The organism is Knoellia remsis (assembly GCF_003002895.1).
GTDB classification, from domain to species: Bacteria; Actinomycetota; Actinomycetes; order Actinomycetales; family Dermatophilaceae; genus Knoellia; species Knoellia remsis.
This window is the reverse complement of record NZ_PVTI01000022.1, coordinates 19,524-33,740: the sequence shown is the minus strand read 5'-3', so window position 1 is coordinate 33,740 and position 14,217 is coordinate 19,524. Positions and strand designations below refer to the sequence as shown.

The 14,217-nt window shown below is 70.6% G+C and carries 13 protein-coding genes; 5 read left to right on the top strand and 8 right to left on the bottom strand.

Annotation, left to right across the window (positions count from 1 at the left end):
• Positions 1-123: 123 nt before the first annotated feature.
• The 3 genes from BCF74_RS12705 to serS all read right to left on the bottom strand — a co-directional run bounded on the left by BCF74_RS12705 (position 124) and on the right by serS (position 3,584).
• Positions 124-858 carry a response regulator gene (locus BCF74_RS12705; protein ID WP_106298330.1) on the bottom strand — a complete coding sequence of 245 codons (735 nt, stop codon included), beginning with the start codon at positions 856-858 and terminating at the stop codon, positions 124-126.
• Complete coding sequence (locus tag BCF74_RS12700; RefSeq protein WP_106298329.1) at positions 851-2,239, bottom strand: sensor histidine kinase; 1,389 nt, start codon at positions 2,237-2,239, stop codon at positions 851-853. The genes BCF74_RS12705 and BCF74_RS12700 overlap by 8 nt, the downstream gene beginning before the upstream one ends.
• Before the next feature lie 76 nt (positions 2,240-2,315).
• The gene (gene serS / locus BCF74_RS12695) at positions 2,316-3,584 is read right to left on the bottom strand and encodes a serine--tRNA ligase (protein WP_106298328.1); all 1,269 of its coding nucleotides are present in this window, start codon (positions 3,582-3,584) and stop codon (positions 2,316-2,318) included.
• Positions 3,585-3,655: 71 nt separating this feature from the next.
• On the opposite strand from serS, the gene BCF74_RS12690 reads away from it, so the two are divergent.
• From BCF74_RS12690 to BCF74_RS12680, 3 genes are read left to right on the top strand one after another with little or no spacing between them, the layout of a single operon-like run.
• Positions 3,656-4,375, top strand: coding sequence for a DUF2510 domain-containing protein (locus BCF74_RS12690; RefSeq protein ID WP_146132962.1), 720 nt, complete (start codon positions 3,656-3,658; stop codon positions 4,373-4,375).
• A 19-nt stretch (positions 4,376-4,394) separates the two neighbouring features.
• Positions 4,395-4,595, top strand: a complete 201-nt coding sequence (locus tag BCF74_RS12685) for a ribbon-helix-helix domain-containing protein (protein WP_218279269.1) — start codon at positions 4,395-4,397, stop codon at positions 4,593-4,595.
• Positions 4,592-4,960: a type II toxin-antitoxin system death-on-curing family toxin gene (locus tag BCF74_RS12680; protein ID WP_106298325.1), complete on the top strand. Its 369-nt coding sequence runs from the start codon at positions 4,592-4,594 to the stop codon at positions 4,958-4,960. Before BCF74_RS12685 ends, BCF74_RS12680 begins: the two co-directional genes overlap by 4 nt.
• 58 nt (positions 4,961-5,018) lie before the next feature.
• Here the strand turns inward: BCF74_RS12680 and BCF74_RS12675 are convergent, their stop codons facing one another.
• Together BCF74_RS12675 and BCF74_RS12670 are read right to left on the bottom strand one after the other, a co-directional pair.
• Positions 5,019-6,482 carry a cation:proton antiporter gene (locus BCF74_RS12675; RefSeq protein WP_245889340.1) on the bottom strand — a complete coding sequence of 488 codons (1,464 nt, stop codon included), beginning with the start codon at positions 6,480-6,482 and terminating at the stop codon, positions 5,019-5,021.
• Complete coding sequence (locus BCF74_RS12670) at positions 6,479-7,039, bottom strand: DinB family protein (RefSeq protein ID WP_106298324.1); 561 nt, start codon at positions 7,037-7,039, stop codon at positions 6,479-6,481. Before BCF74_RS12670 ends, BCF74_RS12675 begins: the two co-directional genes overlap by 4 nt.
• An 87-nt stretch (positions 7,040-7,126) precedes the next feature.
• Here BCF74_RS12670 and BCF74_RS12665 point away from each other — a divergent pair, with 87 nt between their 5' ends.
• Positions 7,127-8,335: a diacylglycerol/lipid kinase family protein gene (locus BCF74_RS12665; protein ID WP_106298323.1), complete on the top strand. Its 1,209-nt coding sequence runs from the start codon at positions 7,127-7,129 to the stop codon at positions 8,333-8,335.
• Positions 8,336-8,468: 133 nt separating this feature from the next.
• Here BCF74_RS12665 and zwf read toward each other — a convergent pair whose 3' ends face one another.
• Positions 8,469-9,953, bottom strand: coding sequence for a glucose-6-phosphate dehydrogenase (zwf, locus tag BCF74_RS12660; protein WP_106298322.1), 1,485 nt, complete (start codon positions 9,951-9,953; stop codon positions 8,469-8,471).
• A 166-nt stretch (positions 9,954-10,119) separates the two neighbouring features.
• Between zwf and BCF74_RS17380 the strand changes: the two genes are divergently transcribed.
• Entirely contained in the window at positions 10,120-10,266 is a 147-nt protein-coding gene (locus BCF74_RS17380) for a hypothetical protein (RefSeq protein WP_170070240.1), read from the top strand.
• 63 nt (positions 10,267-10,329) lie between these two features.
• Here BCF74_RS17380 and BCF74_RS12655 read toward each other — a convergent pair whose 3' ends face one another.
• Both BCF74_RS12655 and BCF74_RS12650 read right to left on the bottom strand, forming a co-directional pair.
• Positions 10,330-10,743 carry a hypothetical protein gene (locus tag BCF74_RS12655; protein ID WP_106298321.1) on the bottom strand — a complete coding sequence of 138 codons (414 nt, stop codon included), beginning with the start codon at positions 10,741-10,743 and terminating at the stop codon, positions 10,330-10,332.
• A gap of 110 nt (positions 10,744-10,853) precedes the next feature.
• Entirely contained in the window at positions 10,854-14,129 is a 3,276-nt protein-coding gene (locus BCF74_RS12650) for a DEAD/DEAH box helicase (RefSeq protein ID WP_106298320.1), read from the bottom strand.
• Between the last annotated feature and the right edge of the window lie 88 nt (positions 14,130-14,217).

Sequence of the window (14,217 nt, the reverse complement as noted above, 5' to 3'; positions counted from 1 at the left end):
ATTGCCGAATCCGTTCACCCCCACCGAACGGAACCAGCAACAAGTCGCACTGATTGCCGAATCCGTTCACCCCCACCCGAACGGAACCAGCAAGAAGTCGCACTGATTGCCGGTTCCCGGCGGTCAGCGGGTGGCGACGAGGTGCTGCTGGTGCGCGAAGACGACGGCCTGCACGCGGTCACGCAGGTGCAGCTTGGCCAGGCAGCTCGACACGTGCGTCTTGACGGTCGCCTCGCCGAGGAAGAGCTCGGCGGCGATCTCGGCGTTGCTGCGGCCCTGGCCCATGAGCACGAGCACCTCGCGCTCGCGCTCGGTGAGCCGCCCCAGCTCCTCCGGGGAGCCGACGATCTCGGCGGGCGCCGGAGCAGCGACCCCGCCCTCTCCCCCGGCGACGGCACCGACCGGCTGCGCGCCACCGTCGACCATGGCCGCGATGACCCGGGTCGTCACCTCCGGTGCCAGCAACGCGTTGCCGCCGGCGACCGACCGGATCGCCTCGACGAGCTGCTCCGGCTCGGAGTTCTTGAGCAGGAACCCGCTCGCCCCCGCCCGCAACGCGTCGAAGAGGTAGTCGTCGCGGTCGAACGTCGTGAGGATGATGACCCGGCCGAGGTCCTCCGCGACGACGGCGCGCGTCGCCTCGATGCCGTCCATGACCGGCATCTGCACGTCCATGAGGATGACGTCGGGTCGCAGCTCACGGGCCGCAGCGACCCCCAGCTCGCCGTTCGCGACCTCGCCGACGACGGCAATGTCGTCGTCGGCGGACAGCATCATTGAGAACCCCGACCGCACGAGCGCCTGGTCGTCGACGATGAGTACGCGGATCGGTGCGTCCGCACCAGTGGCGTCAGACATCCTTCTCCCCCAACGGTATTCGCACGCGCACACGATAGCCCCCGACAGGTCGTGGGCCGATGTCGACCATCCCCTTGTGAGACGCGGCCCGTTCCCGCATGCCCAGCTGGCCGAGTCCGGACCCCGACGTGCCGGCCCGCGGGCGCCCGTTGTCGACGACCTCCACCTCGGCATATGCGCGGCCCTCGCACTCGACCCGCGCGACCACGTCGACCCTCGTCGCCGTCGAGTGCCGTGAGACGTTCGCGAGCGCCTCCTGCGCGATGCGGTAGAGGGTCAGCCCCACCGGAGCGGGCACGTCCCGGTGGGCGCCGTCACGACTCTCGACGAGCCGGTATGCCGTCCGCAGGCTTCCCGAGTCGTGGTCACCGACCAGCGTGGCGAGGTCCGCGAGCGTCGGCTCGGGTGTGCGGGAGTCGCCGTCCCGGGAACCTTGCGACACATCGGGATTCGTGCCGTCGGCGGTGTCCTCGATGTCGCGCAAAGTCCCGAGCAGGCCGCGCATCTGGGTCACGGCGTCGCGCGAGCTCGACTCGATGCGTCCGAGCGCAGCGGCTGCCTCTGCCGGCCGACGGTCGAGCACCCGACGGGCAGCACCGGCCTGGATGCCGATGACGGCGACGTGGTGCCCGACGACGTCGTGCAGCTCGCGGGCGATGCGCAGCCGCTCGTCGACGACGGCGCGGCGGCGCAGCGAGTCGGCCTGCTCGTGGATCGTCGCCGCCTGGGCCTCGAGCGCGGCGCGCTGACGTGCTCCCCGCCAGGCGACCTGCCCACCGACGAGCGCCCCGAGGAAGTAGAGGATGTTCACGGCGAAGGACAGGATGATTGCGGCAGGCAGCGGCGCGAAGATTCCCGTCGAGGCATCCTCGGGGCGTGCGTCGAGGTACTCGCTCGCTCCTGATCCGAGGGCGAACTGCCACACGACCCAGAGCAGCATGAACGCGATGATGCCGCCACCGACGACGACCGCCGTGCGGCGCGAGCGTGACCACGCCACGAGGCTGAACAGAGCGATGAAGTAGCTGATCTGCATCGCCAGCTGCCCCATGACCGGGCCCATCGTCACGCCGACGACGAACATGTGCAGCGCGAGGAAGACCCCCACCGCGACGGGATAGCGCCGACGCGCCACGAGGGGCAGGGCACCCGCTGCCACGGTGAGCATCTGCACCCATCGCGGCTCGGTCACGCCGGTCAGCCCGCCGGCGCTGCGGGACAGCTCGAGCGCGCGCAACCCCAGCCCCAGCATGACGAGGCCGAAGGTCAGATCACTTTGCCCGATGCCCGGACTCGGCCGGACCCACTCGTCGTCGAGGGCGAAGAACGCACGCAGCCGACCGCCGAGGCGCGCGGGCAGCGAGGGGCGAGCGGACGGCATACGACTCAGCCTAGGGACGGAACCACCCGCGACGGATCCGCCTCGAGGCGGAGGCGACCACGGGCCCGCTCGACCCTCAGACCGGAGAGAGGACGTCGAGCCCGAGGTAGGGGCGCAGCGCCTCGGGGACGACGACCGAGCCGTCGGCCTGTTGGTGGTTCTCGAGGATCGCGACGAGCCAACGGGTCGTGGCAAGGGTGCCGTTGAGGGTGGCGACGACCTCGGTCCCGCCGCCATCAACGCGATACCGGGTCTTGAGCCGCCGCGCCTGGAACGTCGTGCAGTTCGACGTCGACGTCAGCTCGCGGTGGCGGCCCTGCGTCGGCACCCACGCCTCGCAGTCGAACTTGCGCGCCGCCGGCCCGCCGAGGTCTCCGGCCGCGGTGTCGATGATGCGGTACGGCACCTCCATGAGGTCGAGCATCTCGCGCTCCCACTGGAGCAGCCGCTGGTGCTCTGCGTCGGCGTCCTCGGGCTTGCAGTAGACGAACATCTCGATCTTGTTGAACTGGTGCACGCGGATGATGCCGCGGGTGTCCTTGCCGTAGGACCCGGCCTCGCGCCGGTAGCACGTCGACTGGCCGGCATAGCGGATCGGCCCGTTCGAGAGGTCGATGATCTCGTCGGCGTGGTAGCCGGCGAGCGCGACCTCGCTCGTGCCGGTGAGGTAGAGGTCGTCGGCCTCGAGGCGGTAGACCTCCTCGGCGTGGTGGTCGATGAAGCCGGCGCCGGCCATCACCTCGGTCTTGACGAGGGTCGGCGTGATCATCGGGACGAACCCGGCGTCGATGGCGCGCTGCATCGCGAGCTGGAGCATCGCCATCTCGAGGCGCGCGCCGACGCCCTTGAGGAAGTAGAACCGCGAGCCGCTGACCTTGGCGCCGCGCTCCATGTCGAGGGCGTCGAGGCCCTCCATGAGGGTGAGGTGGTCGCGTGGCTCGAAGCCTTCGGCGGCGAAATCCCTTGGGGTGCCGACGGTTTCGAGCACGACGTAGTCGTCCTCACCGCCGACGGGGACACCGGGCTCGATGATGTTGCCGATGCCGCGGCTCAGCCGCTGCAGGTCCTCGGCCGCGGTGTCGGCGTCGGCCTGGTAGGCCTTGACCTGCGCGGCGAGCTCCTTGGTGCGGGCGAGCAGGGCCTGCTTCTCGTCGCCCTGGGCCTGCGCGACCTGCTTGCCCATCGCCTTCTGCTCGGCGCGGGCCTGCTCGTATGCCGTGAGGCTCGCCCGCCGCTTCTCCTCGGCCGCGAGGACGGCGTCGACGACGGACTCGTCCTCGCCCCGCGCGCGCTGCGAGGCGCGGACTCGGTCGGGGTCGTCACGGAGCAGCTTGAGATCGATCACGCGCGCCAGCCTAATGGTGGGCTGTGGAAAACTCCGCGGCGGTTTTCGCGATCCCGGCAACACTCGCTGCCATGACGACCACACCACGCACCCAGACGACGACGCTCGCCACACCCACCCCTCCCCTTCCCCCGCACTGGGCGCCCGACCCCGGCCTGCGGGGTCAGCTGCGGTGGTGGGACGGCACCCGCTGGACCGAACACACCCACGATGCGCTGACCGCGTCCCGTCCGGCCCTCCCACCGTCCTTCCGCTCCATGACCCACGCCCTGTATGCCGTGACCGGACTGGTCGGGTTCGCGCTGTTTGCGATGGCGGCACTCGTGTGGCTCAGCGGCCTCCCGGTCGAGCTCCTCGATGGCCTCGGCGGGCTGGTCATGACGGGCGTGACCGCACAAACCCTCCTCGTCGGCGGGTGGGCCTACCTCCTCTCTGGGTCGCGGCGCGTGGATCCGAGCCGTCTTCACCGTGACCGGATTTGGCTCCTCGTGGCGTGGTTCGTGCCAGTGATCCACGTCGTCTTCACCCATCAGCTCTTCCGTGAGACGTGGTGGGGGATCACAGCCCCCAGAGGAGGAGCGGCGCCGTCGCGTTCACCGCGCGTTCTCGATGTCTGGGCGTGGACGTGGGCCGCGGCGAGCGTCTGGATGCTGGCCGGGTTCTTCGGCGCGGTGGGTCACACGTGGCGGGTTGGCCTCTTCCTGCTCACCGGAGCGGCCACGCTCCTGCTCGGTGGAGTCGTGTGGGTGCTGGCTCGTCGCGAGGCCGTGACCCGAGTGGTATCAGAGTGATACCGTCGAGGGTATGGCGATGACCCTGCGTACCGATGCCGAGCTCGACGCCGCCCTGACCGAGCTGGCCGAAGCCGAGGGGACCTCGAAGCAGGAGGTCATCCGGGCCGCCGTCCTGGAGCGCCGTGCCCGGATGGACCACTCCACCAAGGTCACGGACAGCGCCGCCCGGCAGCTCGACCGCTGGAAGGACGTCATCGACCGATTGGGCACGGTGTGACCACCTTCCTTGATCTGGACGACCTCATCACCCTGACGCGGTTGCTGGACGCGGGCCCTGTGCGGGACGTCGGCCTGCTCGACTCCGCTGTCGCACGACCTCGCTCGACGGTGTTCGGGGCGCCCGCCTATCCGAGCACGGTGGAGAAGGCGGCCGCCCTGCTGCACTCCATCACCAGCAACCATGCACTCGTCGATGGCAACAAGCGGCTCGCCTGGCTGGCGTGCACTGTGTTCCTCGACCTCAACGGGCAGCGCGTCACGCTGAGTGACGACGAAGCCTTCACTCTGGTCATGGACATCGCCGGTGGGGAGCTGCGCGATATCGACGAGATCGCACAGCGACTGCGGACGGAGCCGCGCTGACGGGTCGCGACGGGGGTCACCGACTCGGGGGGGTTACTGACGGAGGGTCACTGACGCCTCAGTCGCCGGCGGCCCGAACCTTCGCGCGACGCTGGGCCTGCTCGCCCTGCTCCTGCCACTGCATCGCCCACGGCGCGGTCAACCCGTGCAGGTAGACCGACAGGACGATGGTCAGCCCGACGACCGACCAGATCCAGCGGGCCTCGGCGAACTCGGCCTCGGTGAGCGCATAGGACAGGTAGAACAGCGACCCCACGCCGCGCACGCCGTAGAACGACGTCACGACGCGCTCGCGCCACCCCAGCCCGTAGACCCCGCGCTGGCTGCGGTGCCCGAGGAAGGCCACCATCCCGGCGAGGGGCCGGATGACGAGCAGCAGGGCGAGCGAGACGACGACGCCGGCGAGGTCGAGGTTCGCGAGGAGCCCGTTGGTCATCGACGCCCCGAGGAGCAGCAGCACGACGAGGGTGAGCAACCGCTCGAGCCGCTCGATGACGGCGTGCATGTCGTGGTGGTAGCTGTGCGAGCGCTCGAAGCTGCGGATCGCCACCGCGGCCGTGAACACGGCGAGGAAGCCGTAGCCGCCGATGACCTCCGCGAGACCGTATGACGTGAGCAGCGCACCGATGGCGACGAGCGGCTGCCCGGTCGCGGCATACCGGATCTGGGAGTTGCGCGCGGTGAAGGCGAGCCGCGCCACGGCCCAGCCGACGAGCAGCCCGGCACCGACCCCGAGGACGACCTTGCCGACGAGCTCCCAGGCGACCCAGCGCCAGCCCCACTCCGAGAAGGCACCCATCGTCGCGAGCATCAGGGCCAGGTAGACGAACGGGAACGCCAGACCGTCGTTGAGCCCGGCTTCGCTCGTGAGGGCGAAGCGGACCTCGTCCTCCTCGTCGATGCAGGCGTCGCCGTGCTGCTTCGCCGGCTTCTGCGATCCGTCGTCGCCCTCGCATTCCTGCGCGGCGCCGTCGGCCTCGTGCTTGTCCGCGCCGGTGTTCTCGTCCGCGTCAGCGTTCTTGTCCGCGTCGACCTCGTCGACGCTCGGCGCCTCCACCTGCACGTCGGACGCGAGGACCGGGTCGGTCGGCGCCAACGCCGCCCCGAGCAGGACGGCCGCGGGCAGCGCGACACCGAAGGGACCCCACGCCAGCAACGCGACCCCGGCGATGCACAGCGGCATGGCGATGCCGAGCAGCCGCCACGTCGGCGACCACGACTTCCACGTCCGCAGGTTGCGCAGGCTCAGTGGCCGGTCGAGCGCGAGCCCGACACCCATGAGCGAGACGAGCACGGTGAACTCGGTGACGTGCATGACGAGGGTCTCGTGCTCCATGGGGTCGAGGTCGAACCCGCCCTTGACCTCCGGGTCGCCGACGCCGGGGATGAGCCCGATGAGCAGCCCGAGCGTCACGAGGACGATCGGGGCGTTGATCTTCCACCGCTCGAGCAGCGGCGGGACGATGACAGCGAAGAAGAGGGCCACCCCGAGGACGAGGTAGGCCGCGTCGGCAGCGCTCACGCCCGGACGTCCCAGAGGTGGTGGGCGAGGTCGTGCAGCCCGTACTGCCCCAACGTCAGGACGGTGAACTCCGACCCGTTCGACCGCACCCCGCGGCGCCCGAGCTGCTCGGGCGACAGGCCGGCATACGCGCTCGACAGCCGCGCTGCGGCGAGCGGGAGCTGCGCGGCGACCTCGGACGGCGACTGGTCGGCATACGCCTTCTCGACGGCGGTCGCGTCCTGGTCCCAGTTCTCGAAGGGTGCGCCGTCGGTCTCGAGCATGAGGGCGACGCGCTCGGCGAAGAGGTCGCACACGTCGCGGACGTGGCAGCCGTACTCGAGAGCGCTCCACGTGCCCGGGTCCGGCCGCGTGGCCACGTCCGGGCGCGCGAGGACCTCGGTCCACGGCGTCGTGTATGCCGTGACGCGGCTCGCGATGTCGGCTGCCGGGACGGTGCCGGCGTCGAAGGCGCAGTCGGGGCAGGGACGCTCGAGCGTCCAGGTCCAGTCCTTGGTGTCGGGGACGATCCCGCCGGGGGCAGGGGCGCCCGGGGCGGTGCGGCTCGCGTCGCTCATGGCGCCAGACTAGGCAGCGGGGGACGGCCTCGCCACAGCCGTGAGCGTGAGGTTATCCCTGATCGGTTGTGGGGTACGGTCCCTGTCGTGTCCGACTCCCTGCCCGTCATCATCGCGATCCTCGTCGTGCTGCTCGTGCTCGGTGGCGGTGTCCTCCTCGCGACCGGGATGGGGCGGTCCAAGGGTCGCCACGCCGCCGCCAAGCGGCCCGCCCGCGACTCCTTCCGCAAGGGCGGTGAGGACGATGCGCCGCCGCCGCTCAAGCGGGTCGGCGTCGTTCTCAACCCGACGAAGGTCGAGGACGTCGAGGCGACGCGCGAGCTGGTGCGCACGACCGTCGCGAAGCACGCCGGGTGGGACGAGCCGATCATCACCGAGACGACCGCGGAGGACCCCGGCTTCGGGCAGACCCGGGCGGTGCTCGAGCAGGGCGTCGACCTCGTCTGCGCCATCGGCGGCGACGGCACGGTGCGCGCCGTGGCACACGTCCTCACCGGCACGTCGACGCCGATGGGCCTCATCGCCGCCGGCACCGGCAACCTCCTCGGCCGCAACCTCGAGGTCCCACTCGACATCGCCGAGGGCCTCGACGTCGCCCTCACCGGCCGCAACCGGCGCATCGACGTCGGCTGGGTGACGCTCGACCCGGACCCGGTGCAGGAGTCGACCGAGGAGCTCGACCCCGCGCACGACGGTCCGACCGAGCCCGATGTCGGCGCCTCCGACGAGACCGGGTCGGCGGCCGCGGAGAACCAGTTCGCGTTCCTCGTCATGGCCGGGCTCGGCCTCGACGCGAGCATCATGCACCAGACGTCGGAGGAGGCGAAGGCACGCATCGGCTGGGGTGCCTACGTCGCGGCGGGAGCACGCAACATCCTCGGCGCCCGGTTCCAGACCCGGCTCCGCATCGACGGCGGCGAGCCGATCCGGCACACCGCTCGCTCGGTCGTCGTCGGCAACGTCGGCCGGCTCACCGGCGGGATCACGCTCATGCCCGACGCCGAGGTCGACGACGGCATCCTCGACGTCGTCGCCATCACCCCCAAGGGCATCGTCGGCTGGGCCGGCGTCGCCGTGCACGTCCTCGCCAAGCGCGAGCGCCGCCACCCGCGCATCGAGCGCTACCGCTGCCAGTCGGTGCTCGTCGAGCTCGACCACCCGCAGCTCGTCGAGGTCGACGGTGACGTCATCGGCGAGGCCCGCGAGGTGCGGTTCGAGGTTCGTCCCAAGGCTCTCATCATCCGGACGCCCACGGCGACCCAGGCGGCAGCGGTCGCGACCACGCCCGGCGACTGACCGGCATACCGGCACAGAACGGTTCGCGAACCATCGACGCACTCGCAGTCCGGATCGATCCGGTTTCCGAGCCACGCCGTGGTTCGCGAACCATGTTGGGCAGGCGCGTGGCGAGCAGCGCCAGCGCCCCGAGTCAGCGGCGGGCGCCGCCCTCGACCGGTGACATCGGCCCCGGATCCGGCGACTTCTCCCGCCACGGCCGCTCGAACGGCAGTCGCCAGGTGTGCGGTGCGACGAGCTGGTGGATCTGGTTCGGGCCCCACGTGCCGGGGGCATACGGACGCACGACCGGCGGGTTGTCGAGGAGCGGCTGGCTCACCTGCCAGAGGCGTTCGATGCCCTCGGCCGAGGTGAAGAGGGTGTGGTCGCCGCGGACGGCGTCGTAGATGAGGCGCTCGTAGGCCTCGAGAACCGACCCCGCCCACGACGTCTCCTGCATGGCGAACTGCATCGACAGCTTGTCGAGCTTGAACCCCGGCCCGGGCCGTTTGCCATAGAACGACAACGACATTCGCGACTTGTCGGCGAGGTCGAAGGTGAGGTGGTCGGGGCCGTGGTCGCCGACGCCGGAGCCGGGCGGGAACATCGACTGCGGCGGCTCGTGGAACGCGATCGAGATGATGCGCGCACCCTCGGCCATGCGCTTGCCGGTGCGCAGGTAGAACGGCACGCCCGCCCAGCGCCAGTTGTCGATGTGCACCTTGAGCGCCACGAAGGTCTCGGTGTCGGAGTCGGGAGCGACGCCGGGCTCGTCGAGATAGCCGAGGTACTGCCCGCGCACGACGTCGCTGGGGTTGATCGGCTGCATCGACTCGAAGACCTTGTTCTTCTCGCGGCTGATCGCGAGCGGCTCGAGTGAGGTCGGCGGCTCCATTGCCGTGAACGCGAGGATCTGGAACAGGTGCGTGACGACCATGTCGCGGTAGGCGCCGGTGCCCTCGTAGAAGTCGCCGCGCGTCGCCAACCCCAGTGTCTCCGGCACGTCGATCTGGATGTGGGCGATGTTGTTGCGGTGCCAGATCGGCTCGAAGAGGCCGTTGCCGAACCGGAACGCGAGGATGTTCTGCGCCGGCTCCTTGCCGAGGAAGTGGTCGATGCGGAAGACCTGGTCCTCGAGGAAGACCTCGTGCACCTGCCGGTTGAGCTCGACGGCGGAGGCGTAGTCGGTGCCGAACGGCTTCTCCATGACGACGCGGCTGCGCTCGACGAGACCCGCGTCGGCGATGGTGCGGATCGCGGAGAGCGCCGCCTTGGGCGGCACTGACAGGTAGTGCAGGCGCAGCTCGGTGTCGCCGGGCAGCTCGGCCTCGGAGCGCTCGACCGCCTCACGCAGCGCCTGCGGACCGGCCGAGATCGGCACGTAGTCGAGCCGCTTGGCGAATGCCTCCCACTGCTTCTCGTCGAGCTCGCGGGTGCCGAACTCCTTGATCGCGTCGTGCGCGAGCGTGCGGAACTCGTCGGGGCTCATCTCGTCGAGCGAGGTGCCGACGATGCGCAGGTCGTCGAGCAGGCGCGTCCCGAACAGGTTCAGCATCCCCGGAAGCAGCTTGCGCTTGGCGAGGTCGCCCGTCGCGCCGAAGAGGATGACGGTCGTGGGGTCCGTGGTCGGCTCGCTCATGAGGCTCAGCCTTGCGCGTTCATGTCGCCTGCGCCAGCGCCTGCGGCGGGCGTGCCGGTATGCCGTCCGCTCGCCTCTCGTTGCGCTCACCCAGGCGCCCACCGGCAATGTTTGCCGGTTCCATTCACCCAGCACCCCGACCGATCGCGCAAACCTCGCGCCGGCCATGCGATCGCTGATGCACAACGCGACGGCGTACGACGCTGCGTACCTCGCCCTCGCCGGGCAGCTCGACGTCCCGCTGATCACCCTCGACGGCAAGTTGGCCGCCGTCCCCGGCAGTACGGCCCGGGTCCACGCCGTGACCGGGTGAGCCGTAAACGGCTCCCCTGCTGCGCCACACAGCCCGCCGGACGGCGGGCTCAGCCTCTCGGGCTCAATCTTCGACGTCCTGGCTGACCCGACGCACTCGACCAATGTCCTTGATGAGTGCGACCACGACGAGCAGCGGGATGATCGCAAAGATGGTCCAGGGCAGGCGAGCCGACAGCACGCCAAGCATCGTGAAGATGAGCCCCGTCATCCCCAGCCCGACCCAGGCCGTCGTGAGGGCCTGACGGCCCCGGGTCGACTTCCCGTAGCGCAAGCCGGTTCCGATCACCGCCGCCAGGGCAAGGACGATCAGACCGGCAGCTGCAGTGAGGAAGACACCCACCGAGTTCTGCGGCTCGTCATCGACGGTCGTCATGAGGAACCCGCTCAACGACAGGAGCAGCAGGCCCCCCAGCCCGGCCCCGCCGGCAACGACAATGGCTTTCCAGCGCCCCATGGGCTTGGCTGCCTCGCTCATGTCTCCCTTCCGCTTGCACCAGACCAGGACGGCTCAGAATCCGGTCGTCAGCCTAGGGCGGTAGTGGCGTCCACGGGACGCTCACTGTGGCCAGGGGACCACCCGTGCGACTACCGCTCGAGGAGGGCGCGCAGGTCGTCGGCGGTGATGGCGCTCGACAGCGCCGCGCCCTCGTCGACGACCTTGGCGAAGAGGTCCCGCTTGCGCTCCTGCAGCGCGACGACCTTCTCCTCGATCGTGTCCGTCGACACCATCCGGTAGACGTTGACCGACTTCGTCTGGCCGATGCGGTGGGCCCGGTCGATGGCCTGGTTCTCGGCGGCGGGGTTCCACCACGGGTCGAGGACGAAGACGTAGTCCGCCTCGGTCAGGGTGAGCCCGAACCCGCCCGCCTTGAGGGAGATGAGGAAGACCGGCGCATCCCCTTCCCGGAACGAGCGCACCACCTCAGTGCGTCCGCGGGTGCGCCCGTCGAGGTAGGCATAGTCGATCCCCTCGGCCTCGAGCCGCTCGCGCACCACCGACAGGAACCCGGTGAACTGGCTGAACACGAGCGCCCGGTGCCCCTCGGCCGCGAGCTCGCTCACCTGCTCGACCAAGGCCTCGACCTTCGCGCTCGACGCGATCCCGCCATACGCCTCGGCGTCGACGAGAGCGGGGTCGAGCGCCATCTGCCGTAGCACCGTCAGGGCCCGCAGGATGAGGATGCGGTTGCCGTCGACGTCGTCGATGAGCCCGAGCAGCCGCTGCCGCTCGCGTGACAGGTGCCGGTCATAGATGGCCCGGTGCTTGGGGTCGAGCGCGACATGCAGCACCTGCTCCTGCTTCGGCGGCAGGTCCGCTGCGACGGCCTCCTTCGTCCGGCGCAGCATGAGCGGCCGGATCCTCCGACGCAGCGTGGCGAGCCGCTCCGCGTCCCCACTTTTCTCGATCGGCCGCGCCCACTGCTCCTTGAACAGCTGCGGCCTCGGGTGCAACCCCGGCGCGACGATCGACAACAGCGACCACAGGTCCATGAGCGAGTTCTCGAGCGGCGTGCCGGTGAGCGCGAAGGTGACCCGCGCGGGGAGGCGCCGCATCGCGGCATACGTCTTGGCCTGGTGGTTCTTGACGAACTGCGCCTCGTCGAGCACGGCAGCCGACCACGGAACCGACCGGAACTCCTCGGCGTCGATGCGCGCGACGGCATACGTCGTGACGACGAGGTCGGCACCGGCGATCGCCTCCTCGATCGGCACCCGCGCCTTGCCGCGCGTCCGGTCCAGCACTGCCACAGTCAGATCCGGCGCGAACCGCTCGACCTCGCCGACCCAGGTCGCGAGGACCGACGTCGGCGCGACGATGAGCATGGGGTCGGTGAGCTCGCCTCGATCCTTGGCGCGCAACGCGGTCGCGATGACCTGGAGGGTCTTGCCGAGACCCATGTCATCAGCGAGCACGCCGCCGAGGCCGAGGTCCCACAGCAGCGACAGCCACCGGAACCCGTCCTCCTGGTATGGCCGCAGGGTCGCCTTGAGCGCGCTCGGCACCTCCGCGGGCGGCAGCCCCGATCCGGCGTCGGTACCGATGCCGAGCAGGGCGTCGACCGACCTCTGCCACGCTGCGGACTGCTCCTCGACGACGCCGATCTCGACGAGCTCGTCCCACAGTCCGGCGTGCAGCACCGACAGCCGCAGCGGGTCGGAAGCCTTGTCCTGCAACGATCTCGCTTCTTCGACGAGGGCACGCAGCTTGTGCAGCTCGGGATGATCGAGGGTGAACCACGCACCGTCGGGCAGCAGCAGCCGGCTCTCGTCGCGAGCGAGCGCGGTGACGAGGTCGGCGAGCGGGACCTCGTGGTCGCCGACGGTCACCGTGATCGACAGGTCGAACCAGTCGTTGCGCTCCTCGGACTGCGTCGTCCCGATCGCGATCCGCGGCGCCTCGGTGACCTCCTGGTATGCCGGCCGCTCACCTCGCGTCACAACCTCCACCTGGTCGTGGGCCTCCAGCTCGGGCAGGGCCGCAGCGAAGGCGACGGTCTCGAAACCCTTGAGCGACACCGCTTCTCGCAGCACCCAGCCGATGCCGGTGAGCTCCCACAGCGCGGGCACGCGACGCCAGTCGGGGACGAGCTCGAGCAGCTCGGCCTCGGCGTCGGGGTCGCGGTAGGCGTGCGGGTCGCGCGCCGGATAGGGGTCGCGGCGCACCGGCACGACGACCGGCGACCCGGTCGGTCCGTAGTGGAAGGACCACTCCAGGTGCGCGGTGTGCTTCGCCGCGAACCGGATGTTCAGGTGCAGTCGCGGCGGGGTGACCTCGGGGACGTCGAGCCCGTCGTGGACCCGCACGGTCGCCCGGCGCTGCAGAGCCGGCAGCCGCTCCATGGCGAACACCGGCCAGTCGCTCTCGGGGATGGTGAAACCACCGCGTTCGACGAACCGGGCCGCGGCGAGGTCGACGTCCGGGCCGAAGCCGCCAAGCCGCAGGTCGTCACCTTCGCGTCGGAACCAGCCCGTCGGCGGCTCGCCGACGACGACGACCTGGCCGTCACCCGGCGGCAGGTCGAGGCTCGGCTCGACCCGAACTCCCCCCTCGGGCGCGGGCGTGAGGTCCACGACGAAATGCCCCGGCTCCTCGTCGAGATGCACCTCACCCCCGTCCTTCGCGGAGGTGAGCAGCGCGACCCCGGCGCCGCGCGCCCGGGCGAGCAGCGTGACCCAGCCACGTCCGACCTGGGCGAGCGCGAGCGAGGCGGGCATGCGGCCATACCCGGACATCCGGCTGCCCCGCCGGTAGGCGTCGGCGATCGCGGTCAACGCGTCGAGAGCGTCGTCGTCGATGGGTCGGTGGTAGGGCGAGTAGTAGGCACCCGCCACCTCCTCCCACGAGATGCCGGTCTTGATCCAGCGACCGGGCTGGGCGCCGGGGACGACGGGGCGGAGCATGATGCGGTCGCGGTCGGCGCCGTGCTGCCACGGCTTCGGGCGGCGGGTCGCCGGCTCGACGTCGAGGACGATGCCGACGGTTCCCGTGCGCGACGCCGAACCGGCCGCCGGTGTGGCGAGCAGCTCGTCGAAGGCGTTCTGCCACGCCGGCGCGCTCGCGGTCGGCGGCTCCTCGCCCTCGACGCGCCACGGCTGCTGTGTCCGGACGGCGTGGACGACTGCGACGGCGTGCTTGCACGCGACACCGATGGGGCAGGTGCAGTCGGAGTCGAGGTAGGGCGCGAGGTCGTCACCGATCTCGAGCGCCACCTCGGTCCGGTAGATGCTGCTGCCGGACCCGATGACCTTCGCGGCGGCGCGGCGGCCGGCGTCGGCGAGGACGAGGCTCGTCACCCGCCCGGCCCGCGCGTAGTCGGCGCCGCGCACACGGGTCGCCTTGTCGAACGCACGCGTGACCATGCGGTCGGTGACCTCCGCCAGCGTCTGCGGGTCGTGGGTGACGATGGCGGCTCACCTCCCGTTCGCGCCTGCCGTGCGTACCAACGAA

What these genes read in the sequence shown, in the direction of transcription:
- BCF74_RS12700 (WP_106298329.1), bottom strand. Translation starts at nt 2,239, where the DNA reads ATGCCGTCCGCTCGCCCCTCGCTGCCCGCGCGCCTCGGCGGTCGGCTG.
- BCF74_RS12705 (WP_106298330.1), bottom strand. Translation starts at nt 858, where the DNA reads ATGTCTGACGCCACTGGTGCGGACGCACCGATCCGCGTACTCATCGTC.
- BCF74_RS12685 (WP_218279269.1), top strand. Translation starts at nt 4,395, where the DNA reads ATGACCCTGCGTACCGATGCCGAGCTCGACGCCGCCCTGACCGAGCTG.
- BCF74_RS12690 (WP_146132962.1), top strand. Translation starts at nt 3,656, where the DNA reads ATGACGACCACACCACGCACCCAGACGACGACGCTCGCCACACCCACC.
- BCF74_RS12670 (WP_106298324.1), bottom strand. Translation starts at nt 7,039, where the DNA reads ATGAGCGACGCGAGCCGCACCGCCCCGGGCGCCCCTGCCCCCGGCGGG.
- zwf (WP_106298322.1), bottom strand. Translation starts at nt 9,953, where the DNA reads ATGAGCGAGCCGACCACGGACCCCACGACCGTCATCCTCTTCGGCGCG.
- BCF74_RS17380 (WP_170070240.1), top strand. Translation starts at nt 10,120, where the DNA reads ATGCGATCGCTGATGCACAACGCGACGGCGTACGACGCTGCGTACCTC.
- BCF74_RS12650 (WP_106298320.1), bottom strand. Translation starts at nt 14,129, where the DNA reads ATGGTCACGCGTGCGTTCGACAAGGCGACCCGTGTGCGCGGCGCCGAC.
- BCF74_RS12655 (WP_106298321.1), bottom strand. Translation starts at nt 10,743, where the DNA reads ATGAGCGAGGCAGCCAAGCCCATGGGGCGCTGGAAAGCCATTGTCGTT.